The 22007-nt window shown below is 45.9% G+C and carries 26 protein-coding genes; 17 read left to right on the top strand and 9 right to left on the bottom strand.

Annotation, left to right across the window (positions count from 1 at the left end; translation table 11 throughout):
- Positions 1–2 precede the first annotated feature (2 nt).
- The 3 genes from recN to ERX55_RS00985 are packed head-to-tail and all read left to right on the top strand — an operon-like array spanning position 3 to position 3049.
- The gene (gene recN / locus ERX55_RS00995; RefSeq protein WP_133450716.1) at positions 3–1670 is read left to right on the top strand and encodes a DNA repair protein RecN; all 1668 of its coding nucleotides are present in this window, start codon (positions 3–5) and stop codon (positions 1668–1670) included.
- Between the two features lie 17 nt (positions 1671–1687).
- Positions 1688–2341, top strand: coding sequence for a response regulator (locus ERX55_RS00990; protein ID WP_133450715.1), 654 nt, complete (start codon positions 1688–1690; stop codon positions 2339–2341).
- Positions 2342–2344: 3 nt separating this feature from the next.
- Complete coding sequence (locus ERX55_RS00985) at positions 2345–3049, top strand: glycerophosphodiester phosphodiesterase family protein (protein ID WP_133450714.1); 705 nt, start codon at positions 2345–2347, stop codon at positions 3047–3049.
- A 6-nt stretch (positions 3050–3055) separates the two neighbouring features.
- On the opposite strand, the gene ERX55_RS00980 is transcribed toward ERX55_RS00985, so the two are convergent.
- On the bottom strand, positions 3056–3286 hold the full coding sequence (locus tag ERX55_RS00980) for a DUF2627 domain-containing protein (RefSeq protein WP_133429027.1): 231 nt from the start codon (positions 3284–3286) through the stop codon (positions 3056–3058).
- Positions 3287–3551: 265 nt separating this feature from the next.
- Here ERX55_RS00980 and ERX55_RS00975 point away from each other — a divergent pair, with 265 nt between their 5' ends.
- The 4 genes from ERX55_RS00975 (at position 3552) to ERX55_RS00960 (ending at position 7450) form a co-directional block, all read left to right on the top strand.
- Complete coding sequence (locus ERX55_RS00975; protein WP_133450713.1) at positions 3552–4646, top strand: Glu/Leu/Phe/Val dehydrogenase dimerization domain-containing protein; 1095 nt, start codon at positions 3552–3554, stop codon at positions 4644–4646.
- Between the two features lie 70 nt (positions 4647–4716).
- Positions 4717–5154 (top strand): BrxA/BrxB family bacilliredoxin, encoded by a 438-nt coding sequence (locus tag ERX55_RS00970; RefSeq protein ID WP_133450712.1) that lies wholly within the window; start codon positions 4717–4719, stop codon positions 5152–5154.
- A 35-nt stretch (positions 5155–5189) separates the two neighbouring features.
- Positions 5190–6155, top strand: a complete 966-nt coding sequence (locus tag ERX55_RS00965; RefSeq protein ID WP_133451056.1) for an aromatic acid exporter family protein — start codon at positions 5190–5192, stop codon at positions 6153–6155.
- Between the two features lie 185 nt (positions 6156–6340).
- A complete protein-coding gene (locus tag ERX55_RS00960) occupies positions 6341–7450 on the top strand; it encodes a M20/M25/M40 family metallo-hydrolase (RefSeq protein ID WP_133450711.1) in 1110 nt (369 codons plus the stop codon).
- Positions 7451–7468: 18 nt separating this feature from the next.
- Here the strand turns inward: ERX55_RS00960 and ERX55_RS00955 are convergent, their stop codons facing one another.
- A complete protein-coding gene (locus tag ERX55_RS00955) occupies positions 7469–7663 on the bottom strand; it encodes a hypothetical protein (protein ID WP_133450710.1) in 195 nt (64 codons plus the stop codon).
- Positions 7664–7812: 149 nt separating this feature from the next.
- Between ERX55_RS00955 and gndA the strand changes: the two genes are divergently transcribed.
- Positions 7813–9216 carry an NADP-dependent phosphogluconate dehydrogenase gene (gndA, locus tag ERX55_RS00950; protein ID WP_133450709.1) on the top strand — a complete coding sequence of 468 codons (1404 nt, stop codon included), beginning with the start codon at positions 7813–7815 and terminating at the stop codon, positions 9214–9216.
- Positions 9217–9257: 41 nt separating this feature from the next.
- Here gndA and ERX55_RS00945 read toward each other — a convergent pair whose 3' ends face one another.
- From ERX55_RS00945 to zwf, 3 genes are read right to left on the bottom strand one after another with little or no spacing between them, the layout of a single operon-like run.
- On the bottom strand, positions 9258–10091 hold the full coding sequence (locus ERX55_RS00945) for a helix-turn-helix domain-containing protein (RefSeq protein WP_133450708.1): 834 nt from the start codon (positions 10089–10091) through the stop codon (positions 9258–9260).
- Positions 10092–10109: 18 nt separating this feature from the next.
- Complete coding sequence (locus ERX55_RS00940; RefSeq protein WP_133450707.1) at positions 10110–10712, bottom strand: hypothetical protein; 603 nt, start codon at positions 10710–10712, stop codon at positions 10110–10112.
- Between the two features lie 46 nt (positions 10713–10758).
- Positions 10759–12237 carry a glucose-6-phosphate dehydrogenase gene (gene zwf, locus ERX55_RS00935; RefSeq protein WP_133450706.1) on the bottom strand — a complete coding sequence of 493 codons (1479 nt, stop codon included), beginning with the start codon at positions 12235–12237 and terminating at the stop codon, positions 10759–10761.
- Between the two features lie 108 nt (positions 12238–12345).
- On the opposite strand from zwf, the gene rnz reads away from it, so the two are divergent.
- Positions 12346–13269, top strand: a complete 924-nt coding sequence (rnz, locus tag ERX55_RS00930) for a ribonuclease Z (RefSeq protein WP_133450705.1) — start codon at positions 12346–12348, stop codon at positions 13267–13269.
- A gap of 49 nt (positions 13270–13318) precedes the next feature.
- On the opposite strand, the gene proC is transcribed toward rnz, so the two are convergent.
- Positions 13319–14122 carry a pyrroline-5-carboxylate reductase gene (gene proC / locus ERX55_RS00925; RefSeq protein WP_133450704.1) on the bottom strand — a complete coding sequence of 268 codons (804 nt, stop codon included), beginning with the start codon at positions 14120–14122 and terminating at the stop codon, positions 13319–13321.
- Between the two features lie 77 nt (positions 14123–14199).
- On the opposite strand from proC, the gene ERX55_RS00920 reads away from it, so the two are divergent.
- Positions 14200–14961, top strand: a complete 762-nt coding sequence (locus ERX55_RS00920) for an SDR family NAD(P)-dependent oxidoreductase (RefSeq protein WP_133450703.1) — start codon at positions 14200–14202, stop codon at positions 14959–14961.
- Here ERX55_RS00920 and ERX55_RS00915 read toward each other — a convergent pair.
- Both ERX55_RS00915 and ERX55_RS00910 read right to left on the bottom strand, forming a co-directional pair.
- Positions 14958–15884 carry an alpha/beta hydrolase gene (locus tag ERX55_RS00915; protein ID WP_133450702.1) on the bottom strand — a complete coding sequence of 309 codons (927 nt, stop codon included), beginning with the start codon at positions 15882–15884 and terminating at the stop codon, positions 14958–14960. The genes ERX55_RS00920 and ERX55_RS00915 overlap by 4 nt on opposite strands.
- Entirely contained in the window at positions 15881–16768 is an 888-nt protein-coding gene (locus ERX55_RS00910) for an aldo/keto reductase (protein ID WP_243721418.1), read from the bottom strand. Before ERX55_RS00910 ends, ERX55_RS00915 begins: the two co-directional genes overlap by 4 nt.
- A gap of 62 nt (positions 16769–16830) precedes the next feature.
- Between ERX55_RS00910 and ERX55_RS00905 the strand changes: the two genes are divergently transcribed.
- From ERX55_RS00905 to xerD, 3 genes are all read left to right on the top strand, one after another.
- A complete protein-coding gene (locus tag ERX55_RS00905) occupies positions 16831–17373 on the top strand; it encodes an NUDIX hydrolase (RefSeq protein WP_133450701.1) in 543 nt (180 codons plus the stop codon).
- A 77-nt stretch (positions 17374–17450) separates the two neighbouring features.
- Complete coding sequence (fur, locus tag ERX55_RS00900) at positions 17451–17888, top strand: ferric iron uptake transcriptional regulator (RefSeq protein WP_133450700.1); 438 nt, start codon at positions 17451–17453, stop codon at positions 17886–17888.
- A gap of 68 nt (positions 17889–17956) precedes the next feature.
- Positions 17957–18844 carry a site-specific tyrosine recombinase XerD gene (xerD, locus tag ERX55_RS00895; protein ID WP_133450699.1) on the top strand — a complete coding sequence of 296 codons (888 nt, stop codon included), beginning with the start codon at positions 17957–17959 and terminating at the stop codon, positions 18842–18844.
- Between the two features lie 42 nt (positions 18845–18886).
- On the opposite strand, the gene ERX55_RS00890 is transcribed toward xerD, so the two are convergent.
- On the bottom strand, positions 18887–19390 hold the full coding sequence (locus ERX55_RS00890; RefSeq protein WP_165983669.1) for a DUF309 domain-containing protein: 504 nt from the start codon (positions 19388–19390) through the stop codon (positions 18887–18889).
- 27 nt (positions 19391–19417) lie between these two features.
- Here ERX55_RS00890 and ERX55_RS00885 point away from each other — a divergent pair, with 27 nt between their 5' ends.
- The 4 genes from ERX55_RS00885 (at position 19418) to resA (ending at position 22001) form a co-directional block, all read left to right on the top strand.
- Positions 19418–20116, top strand: coding sequence for a segregation and condensation protein A (locus ERX55_RS00885; RefSeq protein WP_133450697.1), 699 nt, complete (start codon positions 19418–19420; stop codon positions 20114–20116).
- A gap of 1 nt (position 20117) precedes the next feature.
- Positions 20118–20654 carry an SMC-Scp complex subunit ScpB gene (gene scpB / locus ERX55_RS00880; protein ID WP_133450696.1) on the top strand — a complete coding sequence of 179 codons (537 nt, stop codon included), beginning with the start codon at positions 20118–20120 and terminating at the stop codon, positions 20652–20654.
- 1 nt (position 20655) lies between these two features.
- On the top strand, positions 20656–21390 hold the full coding sequence (locus ERX55_RS00875) for a pseudouridine synthase (RefSeq protein ID WP_133450695.1): 735 nt from the start codon (positions 20656–20658) through the stop codon (positions 21388–21390).
- Positions 21391–21467: 77 nt separating this feature from the next.
- Positions 21468–22001 (top strand): thiol-disulfide oxidoreductase ResA, encoded by a 534-nt coding sequence (resA, locus tag ERX55_RS00870; RefSeq protein WP_133450694.1) that lies wholly within the window; start codon positions 21468–21470, stop codon positions 21999–22001.
- Positions 22002–22007 lie beyond the last annotated feature (6 nt).

Here is a 22007-nt window from a genome sequence, read left to right as displayed (position 1 = left end):
TTATGCTACAGACATTATCCATCAGGCAGTTCGCCATCATAGATGAACTGAGTATTGAAATCAAAGACGGTCTGACAGTCCTGAGCGGGGAAACAGGCGCCGGCAAATCGATTATTATTGATGCCATTTCCATGCTGATCGGTGCAAGAGCAAGCCAGAACCTTGTGCGCCACGGTGAAAATAAGGCTGTCATTGAAGGTGTCTTCGATATTGATGATAACCCGAATGTCAGACAGCTGCTTGAAGAAAAAGACATTGATCAGGATGACTTTATGATTGTTAAACGGGAGATCATGAAGACAGGTAAAAGCATCTGTAAGATCAACAGCCAGACTGTCACACTATCTGAACTGAAACAAGTGATGCAGGAGCTGCTTGACATTCATGGTCAGCACGAGACGCAGCATCTGCTGAAGTCGAAATATCATATCCGCTTGCTGGATGAGTTTTCAGGTGGCCGCTATCAGGCCATTTTAGACGAATATACAGACGCCTTTAAAATCTATCAGGAGAAGAAGGAAGAACTGAGAAAACTGGAACAGAAGGATGAATCATTGCTCCAGCGGCTTGATCTCATCAAGTTCCAGCACAATGAACTGACGCAGGCTAAACTTGTGGCGGGCGAGGTCAATCAGCTTAAGGATGATATCAATCGCCTTCGAAACTTTGAAAAGCTGAATCATGAGCTGACGAAAACGGTTAACTACTTAAGTGATGAGAACAATATCATCGATAAGTTATTCGATTTTAATGAGTCCTTGAAGGAAATCGATGAGATTCTGAAAGGGGGATATGCCTCACTGCTGGAAGAAACAAATAGTGTCTACTATTTGCTTGAAGATGCCAAGCACCGGCTATATGACGAACTGACGTCCAATGAATATGATGAAAATCTTCTGAATGACATGGAAGCAAGAATGAATCTGATTCAGCAGTTTGAGCGGAAATACGGTAAAAATCACGACGAACTGATACTGCTTATTGATGACCTCGAGACCGAGATCAATCAGATCGAGAATCTTGAAGAGAGCACCTCACAGCTGAAAAAAGAAATAGAATTACAGTATCAGAAGGTGATAGCAAAAGGGACACAGTTATCCAAGGAACGTCGGACGGATGCGCTTGACTTGCGCAACAAGATTCTTGATGAGATTCATCATCTGGAGATGAAGAGTGCTAACTTTGAAATCGCATTTTCTAAAACTGAACCTACATTAGCGGGGCTTGAGACGATTGAGTTTATGATCAGTCCGAATAAAGGCGAACCTTTGAAAGGGTTGGATAAGATTGCCTCCGGCGGTGAGTTATCTCGTATCATGCTGGCATTGAAGACGATCTTTGCTGAAAACAGAGGGCAGACCGCCATCCTTTTTGATGAAGTGGATACTGGCGTCTCAGGTCGTGTCGCCCAGAAAATGGCTGAAAAGATGAAACAGATCGCGCAGCATATACAGGTTATCTGTATATCTCATTTGCCGCAAGTAGCGGCCATCAGTGATCATCATCTCTTCATCGAAAAGCACGAGCGGGACGACCGGACGATAACCACTGTGACGGAGCTGACCGGAGATGACAAAGTGAAAGAGGTCGCACGTATGATATCTGGAGTTGAAGTGACACCTCTGACGCTGGAGCATGCAGCTGAACTCATCTCCCAGAATAAAGATTAAGATAAAGGATGAGATAAATGGCAATCCGCGTAGCAATAATAGAAGATTCACAGGAACTCGCTGCTGGTATTCATCGCTATCTTTCTTCCCAAGGAATGATGGTGACTGATATAGCCAATGACGGCCAGCGGGGCCAGGAACTGATTCAGCGGGGCAACTTTGATGTTCTGCTGCTGGATCTCATACTGCCGAACATTGACGGGCTGACACTTCTTAAAAACGATATTCCGGCTGACCGTCCCTATAAAGTGATCTGCTTCTCTGCCTTTGGCAAGGAGTCGATTCTCCATGAAGCCTTGACACTTGGCGGTGATTACTTTCTCCTAAAACCTGTCAAGCTCGAAGTCATTGCACAGACTATCCTGCGTATGACGGAACAGAAGGACTCGGATTTACTGAACGATTATTTTGCGCAGCGTTTAAAAGGGACTCAGTATATTTATGAGGCACTGAACATTCTTGAGCAGCATCCAGCCAAAATCAATCATCTTACAGGCGAACTTTATCCTGAGATTGCGCGTAAGTTTGATGTCAACAAAGCGACCATTGAACGGGCAATCAGACATGCGATTGAAAAAGCTTGGAGAAATGGTCTTGAACAGCACTGGCAGGCAGAAGGTAAAATGGTACGGCCGACGACAGGGGAACTACTAGAATATCTGATGAGGTAGAACATGAAAATTATCGCACATAGAGGATACAGAGCAAAGTATACCGAGAATACCATGACTGCATTCAAGAAGGCTGTCCAGTACGGGGCTGATGGGATTGAACTGGACGTCCATCTGTCGCGGGATGGCGAGATTGTGGTCTTTCACGATGAACAGTTCAAGCGCATGGCCGGGCATCCAGGCTTTATTCATGAGATGGATTATGAAGCGATCCGTAAAATTAAGCTGTTTTCGAAGACTGTCAGAAAAGAAAGTGTGCCGAGGCTGATTGAAGTGCTGGAACTTTTAAGAGATACCTCGTTGTCCCTGAACATAGAGATAAAGGCTGTCACTGACGGAATGCTCGAGCAGAAACTGGCTCAATTACTCATGAACTATGACACTTCTCAAACAGTGATATCCAGTTTTCATCCTGAATCCATTCTGAAGATGAAACAGCTTGCCCCTGACATAGAGACGGCACTTCTCTATACTAAATATATTGATCAGCCCTGGCTGTTAAAAGAGCGCTATCTCTTTGATGCCATACATACAGATACAAATTATACATCGCGTGAATACGCCGCATTAATCCAGTCTCACGGTGTTCCGGTCCGTATCTATACCGTCAACAAAGAGCGCGACCTGCAGTACTGGCTGGAGTCAGAAGTGGCTGCCATTATCACGGATGAAGTGGAAACGGCAGTAAAACTGAAAAAAGAGAAGTAACGTCGGTTACTTCTCTTTTTTAGGTACTCTGTTATTTCGTTTTTCCATATGCAGAATATAGCCGCCGACAAATGCAATACCGAGAACTGAAAAGACAGCCCCTAACAGGAATTGGAGCCATATGTAATGCAGTTCCGGCACGAGGACACCAAATACGGCATCTCTCATCCATTTTATGCCCAGACCGGCCAGATAAATAGGAATAATCAGCACAAGAAGTGCTAAGATTTTTTGCATAATATCACCTGACCCTATTATAACTGAATGACCGGGAAATAAAAATAAGTTAACATTTAATTTTTAAAATACTATATTAATATAGTGTTAATTCAAGTTAAGATTTCGATAGATATCGGTGTAAACGCTTTATTGATTTAAAGTATTAGCAAAATTGTGTTTTTACGCGATTCTCTTTAAATTTTTATTTATGGTTTAAAAATCAAAGTTTTTATGCAATAATATTATTGTAATAATTGAGAAAATCACGAAAAGGGGTAGAATAATGATTTTTGAGACTTTGGAGCAGTATGATTATGAGCAAGTGGTGTTCTGTCAGGATAAAGCGAGCGGACTTAAAGCGATCATCGCTATTCATGATACAACGCTTGGACCGGCACTAGGGGGCTGCCGTATGTGGCCGTATCAATCTGAAGAGGAAGCCATTGAAGACGCACTGCGTTTAGCCCGCGGCATGACCTATAAGAATGCAGCAGCTGGTCTGAACTTAGGTGGCGCTAAGACCGTGATCATCGGTGACCCTAAAAAGGATAAGTCTGAGGCGCTTTTCAGAGCACTTGGCAGATACATTGAAAGCTTGAATGGCCGTTATATCACAGCAGAAGATGTGGGGACTTCAGTCAGTGATATGGATACCATCCATGAGGAGACTGATTTTGTGGTCGGCCTCTCTGAAAGCTATGGTTCATCAGGCAATCCGAGTCCGGTGACAGCATACGGCGTCTACCAGGCGATGAAGCGTACCGCAAAAGAAGCATTCGGCACGGATTCACTGAACGGCCTTAAAGTATCAGTGCAGGGCGTCGGCAATGTCTCTTATAAGCTCTGTGAATATCTGCATGAAGAAGGTGCGGAACTGATCGTGACAGATATCTTCCAGGAGTCTATTGACCGCGCTGTCAATGCCTTCGGTGCCACTGCTGTTGAACCGGACGCGATCTACGGTGTGGAAGCGGATATTTTCGCCCCGTGCGCGCTTGGCGGCATTCTGAATGACGAGACCATCCCTCAGCTGAAAGTGAAAGCGGTCTGCGGCAGCGCGAATAACCAGCTGAAAGACATGGAGAAGCATAGCGCTCAGCTCGCTGAGCGGAATATCATCTATGCCCCTGACTTCGTAGCTAATTCGGGCGGTGTGATCAATGTAGCAGATGAGCTTCATGGCTACAACGAAAAACGGGCGACAGATAAAGTGAAGGAAATATACAATCAGATGGATAAAATCTTCGAAATAGCTAAACGTGATCAGATTTCGACTGCATTAGCCGCTGAAAAGATGGCCGAAGAACGCATCGATCAGATGATGCGTGTCAGAAGCACATTCAGCCGTCATGAACATTCACTTATTTCAAGAAGATAAACCGGTATGGTAGATATCTCTTCAAAGTTTCGGTAAGATAAGGGTATCAAAAAACTGAAGAGGTGCTAGCATGGAAATGGATTTTAATCTCTATATGAACGAAGTCGTTGATACTGCAAGACGGGAAATTGAGGATGCAGGTTATCAGCAGCTGAAAACATCAGAAGAAGTAAAAGAAGCATTCAGTAAACCGGGGACAACATTTGTCATGGTTAACTCTGTCTGTGGCTGTGCAGGCGGTATCGCTCGTCCTGCCGCTGCACATGCGCTTCATTATGATAAACTACCTGATCAGCTTGTCACCGTTTTCGCAGGACAGGATAAAGAAGCAACTGCGACAGCTCGTGACTATTTTGAAGGGTATCCACCATCAAGCCCGTCATTTGCGTTAATGAAAGACGGTAAGATCGTCTCGATGATTGAGCGTCACGAAATCGAGGGACATGATCCGATGAGTGTCATCACGAATATTCAAGCCCTATTTGAGGAATACGGGGAGGAAAGATAAGCCGAGGGAAACCTTGGCTTTATTTCATGAAGACCATGAAACTGAATCCTTACCGTATCGGTTACCGCACACTGAAGACCGCTTTTGGCATGGCTATCGCGGTGATCATTGCCAAGTATCTTGGCGTTGTCAATTTCTCCTCTGCTGCTATTCTAGTCGTATTATGTATTAAAAACACCAAAATGAAATCTGTGCAGGCAGCGTGGGCACGTCTTGTCTCATGTGTGCTGGGACTTGTATTTGCCAGCGTCATATTTGAGCTGATGGGTTATTACCCGCTGGTACTCGGACTGGTTGTCCTGCTTTTTATACCCACGACTGTCGTGCTGGGGACACAGGAAGGCGTGGTGACCGCCTGTGTCATTATTCTGCATTGTTTCAACTCACAAGGCGTCAGCATAGGCTTCATGCTGAATGAGCTGCTGTTAATCATAGTGGGTCTATCCATCGCCTTGGTGCTCAATCTTTATATGCCGAACCGGACAAAGGAGCTCGATACGTTCAAGGTGAAGATTGAACAGGAGTTTCAAGTCATTCTCTCTGAGTTCAGTGAAGCGCTTAAGTATGTGGATATTGTCCTCGATCATAAATTGATCGATCAGGCGCTCCTGACCATCGAGAAGGCTAAATCTGTGGCCTTTATGGATGTAGAGAATCACTTTGTACGGAATCAGAACTCTTATTATCACTATTTTGATATGCGGGGCAAGCAGGCGATCCTTCTTCACCGGATGGTTGACCTCATCAATGATGTCAGCCGTTCTGAGCAGCTTCACCTGCAGCTGAGTGAGCTGATTCATGAGATGGGACAGAATATCTCGAGCAATGATTACACGGCCATCCGATTGCACGACCTCTATGCCATCCAGCTGGAGATGAGAGAGCATCCTCTCCCTGATCATTATGAAGCCCTCCATTCAAGGGCATCTGCTTTTCAGTTGCTGAGAGAGCTTGAGGCCTATTTGGTGATTAAATCGAAATTCGGTTCTTTAAGAAAATAAAAAAGTAATCTACTTCTGTAGATTACATCGTTAAAAAGGGTAAAATACTGGAGAGGATGAGAGCTGCTACGACAGCGATCAACAATAGAATGATCAGAATTCTTCTTGCGTTATGATTCATGATGGATTCCTTTCTATTTTTTTATTTATTATAACAAATTATTGAGATGATGAGGAGCGTTCATATGTTAAACAAAGAGCGGTTAGTAGACACATTTTTAGAACTTGTGCAGATTGACAGTGAGACAGGTCATGAAAGAGAAATAGCCGATCATCTGACGCAGGTGATGACGGATCTAGGTTACCATGTCATTGAAGACGACAGTCAGAAAGATACAGGCTTCGGTGCAGGTAATCTCATTATCAATATCGAGGGAGATGAATCCAGAAAACCGATTTATTTCTCCTGTCATATGGATACGGTGACGCCGGGGCAGGGGGTCAAGCCTGTCATTAAAGATGATATCATCTACTCGGATGGCACGACGATTCTCGGTGCCGATGACAAAGCTGGGGTTGCAGTGCTGCTGGAAACATTGACCGTCATCAAAGAGGAGAACCTGGCGCATGGGCCTCTGCAGATCGTGATTTCAGTGGGTGAGGAAAGTCAGCTGGTGGGTGCCAAGGCCTTTGATGCTGAATATCTGACGAGTGAATTCGGTTATGCTCTCGATTCCGGCAATGAAGTGGGGACTATCGTTACCGCGGCTCCTAGCCAGGCTAAGCTCGAAGTTCATATTACCGGTAAAACCGCGCATGCAGGTCTTGCACCTGAAGAGGGTATCAGTGCCATTAATATTGCTGCTAAGGCAGTCAGCCGGATGACACTTGGGCGTATTGATGCAGAGACGACTGCGAATATCGGGCGCTTTGAAGGGGGCACCGTAACCAATATCGTTGCGGACAGCTGCTTCATTCTAGCTGAAGCACGCAGCTTGGATCAAGGTAAGCTGGATCAGCAGGTCGCGCATATGAAGGAAACATTTGAACAGACAGCCGCTGAAATGGGCGGCAGTGCTGAGGTTCAAGTGACGCCGAGCTACCCTGCCTTTAACGTAGCAGAGGACAGTGAAGTCGTACAGATTGCAAAACAAGCAGCTGAGAATGTGGGTCTGTCACCTGTCCTGAAGAAAAGTGGCGGTGGCAGCGATGCGAATATCTTCAATGGTTTCGGGGTGCCGACACTCGTTCTTGCAGTCGGTTATCAGGACATTCATACGAAGCAGGAAAAAATGCCGATCAGTGAACTGGTCAAATTAAATGAGCAGGTGCTGGAAATCATCAGCCTTGTCTAAAACGAAGAAAAACACCTGTTACAGGTGTTTTTCTTCGTGATGACGTTGAAGTGCGGCAATCATCTGCTGGTTCTGTTCAGTGAGAACCTGGAAATGGCGCTCTTTCTGCTGATAGCTTTTATTGACAAGGGATGTCACCCACCAGACTAATAAGATAATGATGATAAAGGGCAGCAGATACAAAAAGATCGCAAAGAGATTAACAAAGGCCATATCATTCCCTCCCATACAAATATTTGAAACTATTATAACATATAGCTGCTATATTCCAGTAATCTGCTGTGAATATAGTTCTCTTCTTAGTACGGTCATCCGCTCTATGTTATAATAATGAGGAAAATGAACAGGAAAGAGGTATCTACATGACGAAACAACAAATAGGTGTCATCGGACTTGCCGTAATGGGTAAGAATCTGGCTTGGAATATTGAATCTAGGGGCTATACAGTCTCTGTCTTTAACCGCTCCCCTCAGAAGACGGAGGAGATGGTAGCAGAATCTGAAGGAAAAAATATTTTTCCGACCTATACGCTGGAGGAATTTGTTCAGAGTCTTGAGACACCTCGCCGGATTCTGATGATGGTCAAAGCCGGGGAAGCAACAGACCATACGATTGAAAGTCTGATCCCCCACTTAGAGAAAGGCGATATTCTGATAGACGGAGGTAACACGAATTATAATGACACCATCCGCCGGAATAAATATCTGTCAGAAAAAGGTCTTAACTTCATAGGCACAGGCGTCTCAGGCGGTGAAGAAGGTGCGCTCCATGGTCCATCCATCATGCCGGGCGGCCAGAAGGAAGCCTATGAACTTGTCAGACCTATTCTGGAGGATATCGCCGCAAAAGCGGAGGACGGTAAACCTTGTGTCGCTTATATCGGACCGGACGGAGCAGGTCATTACGTCAAGATGGTGCACAACGGTATTGAATATGCAGATATGCAGCTCATCGCTGAGAGCTATCACTTGATGAAAAATGTGCTGAAAATGTCTCACGAGGAGATTGCAGACACATTTACTGAGTGGAACAAGGGTGAACTTGACTCCTATCTGATTGAGATCACAGCGGATATCTTCAGAAAACTGGATGAAGACGGCACGCCGCTTGTTGAGAAGGTGATGGATAAGGCCGGTCAGAAAGGTACAGGTAAGTGGACATCTATCAATGCACTTGATCTCGGTATCCCGCTGACGATTATCACGGAATCTGTCTTTGCACGTTTCATTTCATCTCAGAAAGAAGAGAGAGTCGCTGCCTCAAAAGCTTTTGATGCGCATGAATATGACTTCAAGGGTGACAAAGCAGAGTTTCTTGAACAGATCAGACAAGCTTTATATATGAGCAAAATCTGTAGTTACGCCCAAGGCTTCAGCCAGATGAAAGTGGCGAGCGATACGAACAGCTGGAACCTTCGTTTAGGCGACTTAGCGATGATCTGGCGTGAAGGCTGTATCATCCGGGCGCAGTTCCTGCAGAAGATCAAGGATGCTTATGACAACAATGCGGAGCTCAAGAATCTGCTGCTTGATCCATATTTCAACGGGATTGTCTCCCAGTATAACGGCTCTCTGCGCCGCGTAGCGGGTACAGCGATTGAAGCGGGCATCCCGGTCCCATCATTCGCAGCAGCGATCACTTACTTTGACAGCTACCGTGCCGAGGATCTGCCGGCGAACCTGATCCAGGCGCAGCGTGACTATTTCGGTGCGCATACCTATGAACGTAAAGATAAAGAGGGCATCTTCCACACCGAGTGGAAATAAGGCCGCAAATAACCCCTGCAGATGAGTCTGCAGGGGTTATTTTAGTCGATGGGCAGATGGAAGAGAACTTTATTATGGGCGTTGTCGAAATCCAGCGGTTCATTCAGCTGGATGATATAGTAGTCATTTTTTCTGAAGCTCAGCATGACGGCTACTTGCTGCTCGATGGATTGCCAGATCTCATTGAAGATATAATCGAGATGGCCTCTTTCCTTGAAGACCGCAAACTTCTGATGATGCAGATGTTCTGTCTCAAGCTGTGTCGAGGCATTGCTCTCGATTCCGAGAAAGACCTCCAGACCGTAAGCATGCGGATGGATGACCATATATAGCGGGACACGATGGTTGGAGGTGAGGCGCTCCAGTCTGCCGTCCTGCTGGTAGCTATACAGCAAGTCGGCCAGCAGAAAATGATGATACAGATCCCGGTTATGGATCTGCTCCCGGTAACCAATCATTCTTGCGAAATCACGGGTTTGGATTAAATAGGGAAGAGGCGGCTTTTCTGTGACGCTGAACTTGACATAGAGCCGCTTCAGCTGTTTAAGCTGCTCCTGATGTGAACGTGCCTGCAGGGGTGAAAGGCCATGATAATCTCTGAAATCCTCACTGAATGAAGCCGCATCCTGATACTGATACTGCTCTGCGATTTCGAGCAGACTGCTGCGGCCCTCCACAAGCTCTCTTGCCGCTTCAGTCAGACGTCTGTTCCTGATATATTCCTCGATATTCATGCCTGTAATCATCGTGAACGTCTGATTGAGATGAAAGGGAGTTTCTCCGATATGACGGGCTACTTCCTCCAGTTCAACCTGCCTGAGTAAATTATCTTCCAAGTAAACGATGGTCTGCTGAATCATGTTTAACGGTTCCATAGTGCCTCATTTCTAGATTTAACCAATCTGGTAAATAACGATGATATCGTCGGGGTCGTCCTTAAAGCCGGCAAGTTCAATCCGGTGAATTTCTGTAAATAGTCCGAACTGCTCCAATATGTCAATATATTCATGCTTTGCATAATATAATATCACAAACGCACGTCTTTTGTACGGATAACTCGATAAGAAACGATGAATGATCGTCCTGAATAATTCACCGGAAAACGGATTGAAAAAGAACAGCATGCTTTCGCTGCCGTCAAACTGATAGTCGAGCACATTTAAATTGATCGCCTGGACCTGAAAGTGAGCTTTATCTGTGGCAGGGTGAAAGGTCTGACGGTACTGTTCGATATTCTGACAGCTTGCCAGGTACAATGCCTTATTGAGCTCGATCCCTGTCGTTTTTATGCCAAGCAGATGATGGATGGCGATAGGGACACGCATTAAACCGGAGCCGAAGTCGACGAAATGGTCATTCTTTGCGACTGTCAGTAAATAATCGGCCAGTTGCACAAGGTCGGAATAGGCCGTAGCCTCATAGCGATGATAATGTCTGAGTGCCGGGAAATGGCGCTCGCCGTCATGCGTCATGATATTCAGTTCTTCATCTGACATGTTGTCATCTCCTCAAAAAAAGCCTGAGACTAAGGTCTCAAGCTGATTAAAAATCCCACCAGTGCAGATGATCACGTGTGAGCAGGAGCTCGCTCTTAACAGGGCCGTTTGAACCTGCCTGATAGTTAGGGAAGGGAGCCGGGTGCTCGCGCCAGTACTGATCAACCGTATCAACATAGCTCCAGGTTGCTTTCAGTTCTTCCCAGTGCGTGAAGTTGGTCGCATCACCTTTGAGGCAGTCATAGATCAACCCCTCATAAGCATCGACGGTATTCATTTTATCCTGTGCGGTTAAGGCGTACGATAATTTGACAGGTTCAGTGTCGATGCCTTCAATATATTTGCGAGCATTCAGGTGAAGTTCAATCCCTTCATTCGGCTGTATATTGATGACGAGCAGATTTGAATCCAGATGCTGGTCGCGTTTGTAGTATAAATTCATCGGGACTTCCTTGAATTCAACCACGACGCGTATTTCTTTCTTTTTCATGCGTTTACCTGTACGGATATAGAAAGGAACACCGGCCCAGCGGAAGTTATCAATCATGACTTTCGCTGCGACGAAAGTAGGTGTATTAGATTCTGGATTGACGTTCTCTTCATCGCGGTACTTAGGGACAGCTTCGCCGTTGACGGTTCCTTTATCATACTGGCCACGCACGAAATAACTACGTACTTCTGACGGTTTGATTTGTCTGATGGAGCGGAGTGCTTTGACCTTTTCATTCCTGATATCGTCGGACTCAAGCGAGATAGGAGGCTCCATCGCAAGGAGTGAGACAATCTGCAGCATATGGTTCTGCACCATATCCTTCAGGGCCCCGCTGTTATCGTAGTAGCCACCCCGGTCTTCGACGCCGAGTGTCTCTGAAGATGTCACCTGAATATTAGAAATGTATTTATTGTTCCACAGCGGTTCAAACATCGCATTGCTGAAACGCAGAATCTCGATATTCTGCACCATATCCTTGCCGAGATAATGGTCGATACGATAGATCTCTTCTTCTTTGAAGGAACGTGTGATCTGAGCATTCAGTGCTTCAGCTGATTTCAGGTCAGTGCCGAACGGTTTCTCGATGATCAGACGCGTGAAGCCTTCTGTATCTGTCAGACCACTTTCTTTCAGGGCATCAGTGACAGTACCGAAGAATTCAGGTGCCATCGCCAGGTAGAATAATCTGTTGCCTTCAAGGCCATACTTCGTATCAAGCTCTTGGGAGAGGGATAACAGCTGCTTGTAGCTTTCAGGATCCTTGACATCGTGAGACTGATAGTACACATGTGTCATAAAATCATCAAGCCGCTCCGTATCTTTGACGTGTTCTCTAATAGAGGCTCTGATTTCCTCTCTAAACTTCGTATTATCCCAGTCTCTGCGGCCAATACCGATGACCGCAATATGCTCATTCAGATTACCCTGCTGAAAGAGGTGGAATAATGATGGGAATAGTTTGCGATGACTTAAGTCGCCTGTAGCGCCAAAAATAGTGATGAGACAAGGAATATTCTGCTTTTCAATATCCATCTAGGGGACCTCGATTCGTTTAAATTCCTTATTATTTTTTCATACAATGACCTAAAATACAATTAAAACATGCTATAATATCTTGATAAATTAAGTAGGTGAACAAACGTGGAAATCATATTTTTAGGAACAAGTGCAGGCTTGCCCACAAAAGAAAGAAATACACAAGCAACGGTTCTGAGTCTTGAGCCGCTGCTCAATGAATTCTGGCTGTTTGATGCAGGGGAAGCGGTTCAGCATCAGATTCTCCAGACGAGAATTAAACTGGGCAAGCTGCGGAGAGTCTTTATTACACACATGCACGGTGACCATCTCTTTGGACTGCCCGGACTATTATCATCCCGGAGTTTCCAGGGCGGTGAGAATAAGCCGCTGACCTTGTACGGGCCGGCTGGCATCAAGGCATTTATCGAGACCACTTTAAAGCTGTCGGAGTCTCGCCTGAACTATCCGCTGGAAATAGTGGAAGTGGAAGATGCCGCTGTCTTTAAGGAAGACGATATTACCATCAAAGTCCATCTGCTGGCTCACGGTATCCCGTCTTATGGCTATAGACTTGAGCTGCCAGCCAGTCAGGGCCGGCTGCTGCAGGACAAACTGGAGAAAGAGGGCATTATGCCGGGCCCTATTTACCGGGATTTCAAGATGCATGATACCGTTGAATATGAAGGCAAGGTGTATCGCGCACAGGATTATCGTGCTGAAGCGGTGCCCGGCAAGATTCTGACCTTCTTCGGTGATACGATGCCGAACAGCAATGAAGACCTGCTTGCCGAGCAGGCGGATGTCATGGTGCATGAGAGCACTTATTTGGAAGGAGACCATCTGCTCAGCCATCAATACCATCATAGTCATATAGCAGATGTGGTCAGCCTGGCAGAGCGCAGCCAAGTTAAGCTGACTCTAATCAATCACGTGAGCAACCGTTACCACCAGCAGGATGTCACAGCGCTCAGTGAGGTCATCCGAGCAGAACATCCTGATTTTAACTTCAGGATTGCCCATGATTTTATGACGGTGAAGATAGATTAGACAAAAAGAGTGTCACTCTCTCCGATAAAGAAAGGGACACTCTTTTTGTCTATTCAGCTAACTCTTTACTGCGTTTAATGGCCTGTTCAAGACAATCCTTGAAGATATCTTCAATAGGATACTTTTTCAGGGCATCAAGCCCCGCTTTTGTCGTTCCGCCTTTAGAAGTGATGTTCTCTCGCAGCTGCTCGATTTCCAGCTCACTTGCCTCCAGCATATGGCCTGTGCCGATGATGAGGTTTCTGACAGCGGCATCGACATGCTCTTTATCAAGCCCCATCTTCGTAGCTGCTTTGATGTACTGTTCGTACATATAGTAGAGAAAGGCAGGGCCGCTGCCCGTGATGGCAGTCACCTGATGCAGCTTATCTTCTTCAACTTCAAGTGCTGTCCCGAATGAGTTGAGAATGTTGAATAATTCTGCCTTATGACTGTCATCGAAGGCCTCTGAGAAAGTGATGCCGGTCACTGACTGCTGGACCTGTGCGTTTGTATTCGGCATGATACGCGCGACGGGGTTCTGCGTTTTCAGTTTAGTCTTGATCTGATGGATTGAGATTCCAGCCATAATAGAGATGAAATGATTGCCGGGCTGAATTTTATCCTTGATGCGTTCCGCTAAGGCATCAAAATCATAAGGTTTAGCCGCTAGGAAGACGTAGTCCGCATCAGTCAGGAGCGCCATATCATCGTAACTGTATCTGATGTTCAGTTTCTGCTGATAATCCTGCAGCCGATTCTCACTGGAACGGTTCGTCAGATAAATATCATGACTATTCAGCAGGCTGCTGCTGATCAGTCCTTCGAATATTGCACTTGCCATATTGCCTGCACCATAGAATACAATTTTCATGCCGGGGCCCCCCTTGGTTTCATTCTCCTATCATCTAGTGTAACATTGAACGAAAAAGAGTAAAAGTGGAGGATAAGATGATAGGCAAAAAATTTATTCTGACTGGCGGCACAGGCGGACTGGGAGAGTCCATTCTGAAGGAACTCATCCACCGCGGTGCACAAGTATTGGTGATCGGCAGGAACGGGGAGCAGCTCAAGTCTTACACCGAACACTATCAGCATATAGCTGTTTATCAGCTGGATTTAAGTGACAAAGAGCAAGTCAGTGCTCTGATCACTCATATTCGCTCAAAAGGCGAGAGTTATGACGGCATCATCAATAATGCGGGATACGGTTACTTTAAGACGTTTTTGGACCATACCGACGACGAGGTCACAGATATGTTCAACGTCAACGTCGTGCATGCCTTACGTCTGCAGAAAGGTCTGCTGCCTGTCTTAAGACCCGGCGCATCTATCGTGAATATTGCTTCGCAGGCTGCCCGTGTGACGACGCCTTACGGTTCTATCTATGCCGCCACTAAAGCCGCGTTACTCAGCTTTTCAGACGCGCTCAGGCTGGAGCATCCTGAATTCCATGTCATGACTGTGAATCCGGGGCCGATTGCGACGAATTTTTTCAGCCGCGCTGATGCGACAGGCCGATATGAGATTCTTACAAAAGGCATCCAACTGGATAAAGATGCACTCGCCAGGGAAATTGTCGCAGGAATGACTGACAGAAAGCTGGAAGTGAACCGGCCGCTCTGGATGCATCACGGTCTGACCTTATATAATCTGGCGCCGCGCTCCATTGAGAAGTTATTCAGAAGATTTTTTCTGTCCAAGAAACCTTAAAGGTCAGGCAGCAGATTAAATTCAGTCAGAAAGTTTCTGACTTTTTTGCGGTATGTGACAGGGTTCACATTGAAGCTGGCAGCATGACCGCCGTATTCAGGGTACCATTTTCTTTTCGGGCCTCTCTTTTTGTTATAGAGGTCGACAGAATGGGTGTAAGGAATAAAGAGATCCGGTTTTGAATGTATAAAAAGGACGGGCTGTTCTATATTCTGGACCACTTTAATGGGTGAGACCGCATAAAGAGAAAACCTTGAGCGTATTCTGAGGAAGATATTGATGAACTTGAGCAGAAACCCTGAACCAATCTGCAGTCTCTGGCCGATGAGATGCGTCAGGATACGTTCAAATGAAGAGAATGAACAGTCAGAGATATAGAATTCTGCTTCATTGGCCAGTTCCCCTGCATAGAGGAGCATCGTCGCTGCGCCCATTGATTCACCGTGCACACCAAACTTCAGATCAGATCCGTATGTAGCTTTCAGATAGCTGATGACCGACTCCAGATCATATTTCTCAAAATAGCCGTAGGTCGAAAACTTGCCGCCGCTCGAGCCGTGTCTGCGATGGTCGAAAATGACGCCGTTGTAACCTAATTCCAGGAAAAGATTCATATACTTAATAGAAGTAATGCTGTTCTCTGTGACTCCATGGCAGAAAATCATCCAGTGATTATGGGGATATTTCTTGATGATCTCTGCATTGATATGATAACCATTCTTCGATTCAATGGAAACTTTTGTCGGGTTCAGTGCCTGATAGGCTTTCTCGTCCAGGCGTTTCGCCTTGATTTCACGCCGTCTGATGACATCCACATCCCGTATCTTAAAGTTGAGGATGTAATGACTGCCCACTGCGCCTGACGTGACCAGGATGAGCGTCGTCAGTGCTGAGACACCTGCAGCGATGTTTCTCAGTCTCATAGATGGTCCTCGTAGTTCAAGTCGTGGAACAGTTCTCTGTGATGCGTGCGGTAATCCACTTGCTGATAAGCGCTGACAGTTGATTGCAGCTGACCGACCGAACTCGCGCCGGCGACGATGCTTGCTACCGGCTGGCTTAAGAGATAGTTCATCGTGCTGACAGCTAAAGGTGCAGGAATTTTACCGAGTGTTTCTTTCAGTTCATCTTGACTGTAGTCGAAGACACCGTCAGCAAACTTGCGGTCCGCTACAGACGCAGCGTTATCAGTCAGCAGCCCTTTCATCACTGGACCCCGTGCCAGTATCTTGACATCTCGTTCACTGATTTCGTCGACCAGCATTTCCGGGCGGTTGTCGATGAGATTGAACTGCATCATAATGACATCGATATCGCTGTGCGCCAGATAATGACGGATCACATTCGGACGGATAGAACTGATGCCATAGGCTCTGATCAGGCCATCCTTCTTCAGTACATTGAACGCGTCAATGGTTTCTTCCTTATTATCTTCTATCATGCCGCCGTGCAGCATATAGAGGTCCAGATAATCGGTGCCGAGACGGCGGAGAGAGTCCTTGACACTGCTGAGAATATGTTCACGTGATGGATTCCATTTTACTTCATCATTCTGCTGAAAGAACTCATTGCCGACTTTAGAGCCGATCATAATATCCTGACGATGGCCGTTTTCTCTGAAAAATCTGCCGAGAAGTTCTTCATTCGCGCCTTTATGATAGAGATCTGCTGTGTCAAAATAACCCATGTCCGATGCCAGAGCTTCCTTCAGTATCGCTTTCGCCTCCGGATAATCAAGCGGGAGATTCATACACCCAAGACCCAGCTCCGAAAATTTCAGACCACTTTTAGTTGTTCTATAATTCACATGAATACCTCCTAGTGTTATATTATTATTAGTTTAACATGAACGGAAAAGAGGGCAAAAGAATGTCATTGATTGAAAAAACACTTTCTGTTGAAAAGATCTACGACGGGCGCATCATTAAAGTGGAAAAGCAGCAGGTGGAACTGCCGAACGGCAGACAGACGACCCGTGAAGTCGTTAAGCATCCCGGTGCGGTCGCCTTGCTGGCAGTCAGAGAGAATCAGGTGCTGCTGATTAAACAGTTCCGAAAAGCCATGGATGAAGTGCTGATAGAAATTCCGGCGGGTAAAGTGGAAGCGGGTGAGGAACGGATCCATACTGCAGCGAGAGAGCTGATTGAAGAGACAGGACTGGAGGCGGGTAAGCTTACGCTTCTCCATGAATTCTATGTTTCACCCGGCTTCTGTGATGAGCTGATTTCACTCTATCAAGCAGAGGAGCTGACGGCATCCAGTGAATACACAGCGGACGATGATGAGTTTATCGAACTCTTCTGGCTCCCTGTCAGTGACATTGAATCATTGCTGCAGTCAGGACAGCTTAGAGATGCGAAGACGATTCTCGCCCTGCAGACGCTCCTTCTAAATTATAATAATTCTAAATAATAGAGAATGATAGTTGCATTGTCAGGTGATTACTGCTATTTTATTAATATAAAAAGCCCGTCAGGAGTAGGTGAACTATGCAGGAACGAATAGATAGAATTAAAGATCAGCTTCACGCTGCTTCCTATAAATTGACACCTCAACGTGAATCAACTGTTCGGGTTCTACTGGAAAATGAATCAGATCATTTAAGTGCTGAAGATGTCTTTCTGAAGGTAAGGGAAAGTTCTCCTGAAATCGGGCTTGCGACTGTTTACAGGACGCTCGAGTTACTTGCGGAACTGAAAGTGGTTGATAAAATCAACTTCGGTGACGGTGTCGCAAGATTTGACCTCAGAAAAGAAGGGGCAGAACACTTCCATCATCATCTCGTATGTGTAGAATGCGGTGCGGTGGATGAAATAGAGGAAGACCTGCTCGGGGAAGTAGAGAAGAAAGTAGAACGTGACTATCAATTTAAAATTATGGACCATCGGCTGACATTTCATGGGATCTGCCATCGATGTCACAAATAACCGCAATGATTTGCGGTTTTTTATATGATTATAAAAAGATTATGGTAAACTTTTAGTGAGGTGATTGAATGGAAGATATCGTGGAAGAATTTCTGCATTTCATCGCGATAGAAAAAGGACTGAGTGACAATACGATTGCAGCCTATAGACGGGACCTGACTGGGTATATCCGCTTTCTGGCTAAAGAGAAGATCGGCCACCTTGATAATGTGGACCGCGTGACAATCGGTCTTTATCTCGGCGAATTAAAAGAACAGAATAAATCCCAGAAGACCATTGCGAGACAGACAGCTTCGATCAGAGGGTTTCATCAGTTTGCACTCCGTGAAAAATATGCTGTGAAAGATCCGAGTGTCATGGTAGAGCCGCCGAAAGTGGCCCAGCATCTGCCGGATGTGCTCAGTGTTCAGGAAGTGGACCAGTTCCTGCAGTCACCTGACACGACCAAGCTGTCCGGTAAAAGAGATCAGGCCATGCTTGAACTGCTCTATGCGACAGGGATGCGTGTGAGTGAACTGATCAATCTGAATGTCAATGACATCAATTTGATCATGGGCTACGTCCGAGTGTTTGGTAAAGGGAATAAAGAACGTATTATCCCGCTTGGCACAACCTCAATGGAAGTACTTGGCAACTATCTTGAATATACGCGTCCGCGCATGCTGAAAAAAGAGACGACAGAGAGTCTGTTCATGAATTTTCATGGCAGAAGAATGACACGCCAGGGATTCTGGAAGATTATCAGACAGCTGAAAGAAGATGCAGGTATCAAGAAGAAACTGACGCCGCATACTTTGCGTCATTCATTTGCCACTCATCTGCTGGAGAATGGCGCTGATTTAAGAGCAGTTCAGGAGATGCTGGGCCATGCTGATATCAGCACCACACAGCTCTACACCCATATCTCGAAAAAACAGATCAGGGATGTCTATAAGAAGACACATCCTAGAGCGTAGGAGGTTTATATGAAGAATAAATATAGCACGTTATCTGCACTGTTAATCATGGCGCTTATCTGGGGCGTTATCTACTGGGTGTTTATCGCGCATTGAGCGGAGCCGCGCTGCAATGACGTCGCTTCTATCGCGTGTGCGGTGATAATGTATCCACTGCGCGTCTGTCTCATGGTTGACAGAGAAATCCGGATGGACCTTGATGATCGCCTGATACATGTCATCTGTTAAAGGCAGGTCAAGGGGTGTATAGCCGTCACTCATCATGTTCGCTTCAAGAAGCGGCAGTGTCGAATCTTGCAGCCCTATCTCTGTCAGCGTATAGGCCTGCAGAATATGATGTGATTTTTTCAGACAGGTTCTCGCGCCGTTCTTGTTGCCCCGCCGCAGATGATACTGGCTGGTCGCCAGAAGAATCAGTCCCACTTCAACATCATGTTTAGTGCGGACGGACTTTTCTTTCCAGGCGTCCTCCATAATTTCATGGCACTCAAAGTAATGCCGCATATGCAGAAAATGATAATAGAATTCAATTAATGTTTTGACCATCACAAGTACCTCCTGAAAGGATTCATTATGTATGAAGTAAAACTCGATGCATTTGAGGGTCCACTTGACCTGTTGCTGCATCTCATCAAAAAACTTGAAATAGATATCTATGATATCTCAATGAAACATCTGACGGAACAATATCTTCATTATATCAACTCGATGTCTGAATGGGACATCAATATTCAAGGGGAGTATCTGGTCATGGCAAGTGAACTCCTGCGCATCAAGAGCCGCATGCTGCTGCCTGCTGCAGATGAGGCTGAAGAAGACCCCCGCGAAGAACTGGTTACTCAGCTCATTGAATATCAGAACTATAAATACTACGCAGCACTGCTCGGCGAAAAACGGGATGCGGCAAGCGAACATTTCGTCAAGGCACCCCAGGATCTATCAGTATATGAAACAGCGGAGCCGGCAGAGCTGGCACTGAATATAACCGATTTAATTGCCGCATATGAGAAGGCGAAAAGCCGCAAGAAACGTGTTGCGCCTGTTATGACGGTCAAGCGTGAAAACTATACGATCCAGCAGGCCACTGCGGTGATCCATGACAAGCTGAGACGTTCCGCTCAGATCAAGTTTACCGAGCTCTTTCATTTTTCGGAGACGAAACACCAGCTCATCACCCTGTTCATGGCGATGCTTGAGATGATGAAAAACCAGGAAATTCACGTTGAGCAGCAGGTCCTGTTCGGCGAAATCTATATTAAGAGAGGAGCCTAGTATGCCGGAAAAAATAGACATATTCGAAGCGCTTTTATACGCTGTAGGAGATGAGGGGCTTGAGAGTGAAAGAGTTGAAAGTTTACTCGCTATCACCCATGATGAAGTAGAACAGCTGGCGGCTGACTTTACCTCTTCCGTCTTTCAGCTGCGTCGTTACGGCGGAAAATGGTTCTTAGAACTAAGAAGTGACTATACCCCTTATCTCGTTTCACTCGTTGACCAGCAGACAGAACGTAAATTGACCCAGGCATCGATGGAGACACTGGCTATTATCGCCTATAACCAGCCGGTGACAAGAAGTGATGTGGAGACCTTGCGCGGGGTCAATTCTGACGGGCCGGTCAGGACATTGATTGAACGGGGGCTTGTTGCGGTCAAGACAGAAGAATCAAGAAGTCAGCAGTTATATACCACCGATTACTTCCTGCAGGTATTTGGTCTGACATCCATTGAAGAACTGCCCGAGGACAGCGAGACAGATACAAAAGAAGAGATGGATCTCTTCTTCAAGTCATTGACAACTAAAGGAGAATAATATGGAACAATTAGATCGGTTACAGAAAGTCATCGCAAGAAGCGGTGTCACATCGAGACGTAAGGCAGAAGCGCTGATAGAGGAAGGTAAGGTGACGGTCAACGGCGCAGTGGTGAAGACGCTGGGAACGAAGGTCAGACCTTCTGACCGCATTGAAGTAGAAGGGATCCCGCTTGAGAATCCGGATAAGGTCTACATCCTTTTTCATAAACCCACGAAAGTCATCACCAGTGTATCAGATGACAAAGGCCGTACTGTTGTCACTGATTTCTTCCCGCAGCTGGAAGAAAGAGTCTTCCCTGTCGGCCGGCTGGATTATGACACATCAGGATTACTGCTCTTGACGAATGATGGTGAATTTGCCAATCAGATGACGCATCCGCGCTATAAAGTGAAGAAAAAATATGTGGCCAAACTAAAAGGTTATCTGCTGCGTGAACAAGTCAGACAGCTTGAGAAAGGCATTATGCTTGAGGACGGTAAAACAGCGCCGGCCATCGTCAAGGTGAAATCTCAGGACCGTGAGAAGAATTCCACTTTAGTCGAAATCACTATTTCAGAAGGACGCAATCGTCAAGTCAGAAGAATGTTCTCGCATTTCGGCCATGAGGTGGTCAAACTATCCCGTGTTGAGTACGGGCCGCTTAATCTGAAGGGGTTAAACGCGGGGGATGCGCGGGAGCTCAGTCCGCATGAAGTGAAAACCTTGCGTAACCTCGCGCAGCATCAGTCTTAAAATTTCACATAGTTGCCACTATTGGCTTTTAGCCGAGTGCTATAATAGATTTAGATATGTGAGAAAGAGGAATTAAAATGACCAAAAAAAATAAAAAATGGATTCAATATATCGTGATGACACTGATTGCACTGGCAATTGCCTTCATCGTCTATTCGACTGTGACGCAGAGCAAAAGTAAAGCAGTAGCAGTAGGTGACGAGGCACCGGCCTTTGAGCTGCAGAAGATGGACGGCAGCACTGTTAAAATGAGCGATTATAAAGGGAAGGGTGTCATCCTGAACTTCTGGGGAACGTGGTGTGATCCTTGTAAACGGGAAATGCCTGCTTTGAGTAAGAACTATGAAGCATACAAAGGTAAAAACGTTGAAGTACTGGCGATTCATTTAAGAAAGACACCTCAGCAGGTGGAACAGTTCTTCAGCGGACTGAAAGAGGAAGTTCATCTGCCTGTTGCCTTCGATAAAGATAATGAAGTGGCTGACGCTTTCGGTATCGACCCGCTGCCTACAACAGTGGTCATCGATAAAAACGGTAAAGTAAAAGCGATTCATAAAGGTGAAATGAACGATCAGACGATTAAAAATTATATGAACAGCGTGACACCGTAAGTGAGG

It is taken from the genome of Macrococcus bovicus, assembly GCF_004359575.1.
In the GTDB taxonomy this organism is placed as follows: Bacteria; Bacillota; Bacilli; order Staphylococcales; family Staphylococcaceae; genus Macrococcus; species Macrococcus bovicus.
This window is presented reverse-complemented; position numbering and strand designations above follow the sequence as displayed.